Origin of the sequence: Mycolicibacterium vinylchloridicum (genome assembly GCF_013404075.1) — a bacterium.
Classification (GTDB): domain Bacteria; phylum Actinomycetota; class Actinomycetes; order Mycobacteriales; family Mycobacteriaceae; genus Mycobacterium; species Mycobacterium vinylchloridicum.
The window spans coordinates 1-522 of sequence record NZ_JACBJQ010000224.1; the positions used below are offsets into that span (position 1 = coordinate 1).

General features: G+C 64.8%; 1 protein-coding gene and 1 pseudogene. Both read right to left on the reverse strand.

The features are described from left to right. Positions 1-189 (reverse strand): annotated as a pseudogene (locus tag HPC46_RS34785) (IS3 family transposase); the annotation flags it as partial. Continuing rightward, positions 186-476: a transposase gene (locus HPC46_RS34685; RefSeq protein ID WP_005143061.1), complete on the reverse strand. Its 291-nt coding sequence runs from the start codon at positions 474-476 to the stop codon at positions 186-188. The pseudogene HPC46_RS34785 and the gene HPC46_RS34685, both read right to left, overlap by 4 nt. Positions 477-522: the final 46 nt, after the last annotated feature.

Consider the following 522-nt stretch of genomic DNA (forward strand, 5'->3'; position numbering starts at 1 on the left):
CGCCGCGGCGACCGCGCTATCGAGGTGCGCGCGGCGCCGATCGGTGTCGGTATGCAACCCATCAGAGTTCTCAGCACGGCTAATCCACTTGTAGAACCACGACACGCTCACACTGAGCAGAGCGCACGTGATCGTATGCGGCACCCGGTATTTGGTCCTCTGGTCGGCGATGAAGCGTGCCACGCTCACTTCGTCGCCTCCTTCACCCACAGGACCACTGATCGCTTGAGGACATCGCGCTCCATCCGCAGCTCAGCGTTCTCGCCGCGCAGGCGTTTGAGCTCCTCCATGTCATCGCGGGTCAGCTCGCCCCGGCCCTCGCGGGCCTCGCGGTCCTGGGCAACCCAGTTGCCCAGCGTGCCCTCGTGGATCCCCAGGTCCCGCGCGACCTGGGCGATCGGCTTACCCGTCTCAAGCACGATCCGCACAGCGCCCTCACGGAACTCCCGGTCGTACTTCTTCCGTTTCTCTGACATCGCTACTCCTTATAGCCGATGCCTCCACGGTCTCGGGGGAAGGCCA

Bases quoted from the DNA above. Each gene is read 5' to 3' on its own strand.
- HPC46_RS34685 (WP_005143061.1), bottom strand. From the start codon at position 476: ATGTCAGAGAAACGGAAGAAGTACGACCGGGAGTTCCGTGAGGGCGCT.